Here is a 758-nt window from a genome sequence, read left to right on the forward strand (position 1 = left end):
TTTGCCCTGTCCGAGCAGGAGTTGTTTGAGTACAGCCCTCACCAGTTTGAGAGCGATTGCATTTGCAATAATTCCTGAACTTAAAAAGAGGCTACACAAGAGAATCCATCGCGAGTTTTTCAACACTGCCAATTTTCTTTGCCATTCCAGCTATCATTTTAAGGATTGGTTTTTACCTGTAGCATCACCGATCGCGATCGCCAAAATTGAGAGGAAATTGCATGACCGATTCACTCACCTCAACCGAACTCCAATCCGTTCGAGAACTGGTAAGCGAGCAAAACTCGTCAGAAACTAGCGAGATCGAACGAGCGATCGCGACTTTAGAAAAGCACGATGGCGATATAGAAACGAGTTTCCAAGATTTATGGCAGGAGCAGGTTGGGGATTTGGGATCTCCAACTCCGGGAGAGAAGTCCATTTGGGAGGTGACGCTTAAAGTTTTGCGCGATGAGGTTTGCGGGGATGATGGTTTTCGCTCTAAAGTTCTGGACTATAACAAGAATCCGGGGAGTGCCTCGATTTTGACGGGGGCGATCGTGTATCTGGTGGGGTTGACTTCGTTGCCCATCAATCCGGCGATCGCAACGGTTATCGTTCTCTATATCGTCAAAGTGGGGTTGAATATCTTTTGCGAGTATACAGAACCCCCCGAGCCGGAAAAGCAATCTTAAATGGGAGGCGAGCAAATGGTTTTTGCAACGGGTCACGCCCTGATTATCGGGGTGGGTTCTTATCAGTACGTGCCGGAGAAAAAT

General features: G+C 47.6%; 1 protein-coding gene. It reads left to right on the forward strand.

Annotation, left to right across the window (positions count from 1 at the left end; translation table 11 throughout):
• Nucleotides 1-221: 221 nt before the first annotated feature.
• Entirely contained in the window at nucleotides 222-674 is a 453-nt protein-coding gene (locus VB714_RS15525) for a hypothetical protein (RefSeq protein ID WP_323225540.1), read from the forward strand.
• Nucleotides 675-758 lie beyond the last annotated feature (84 nt).

The sequence above is a fragment of the Spirulina sp. 06S082 genome, from assembly GCF_034932145.1.
Classification (GTDB): domain Bacteria; phylum Cyanobacteriota; class Cyanobacteriia; order Cyanobacteriales; family Spirulinaceae; genus CCY15215.

Coding starts and splice junctions, on each gene's coding strand:
- VB714_RS15525 (WP_323225540.1), top strand. CDS start 222: ATGACCGATTCACTCACCTCAACCGAACTCCAATCCGTTCGAGAACTG.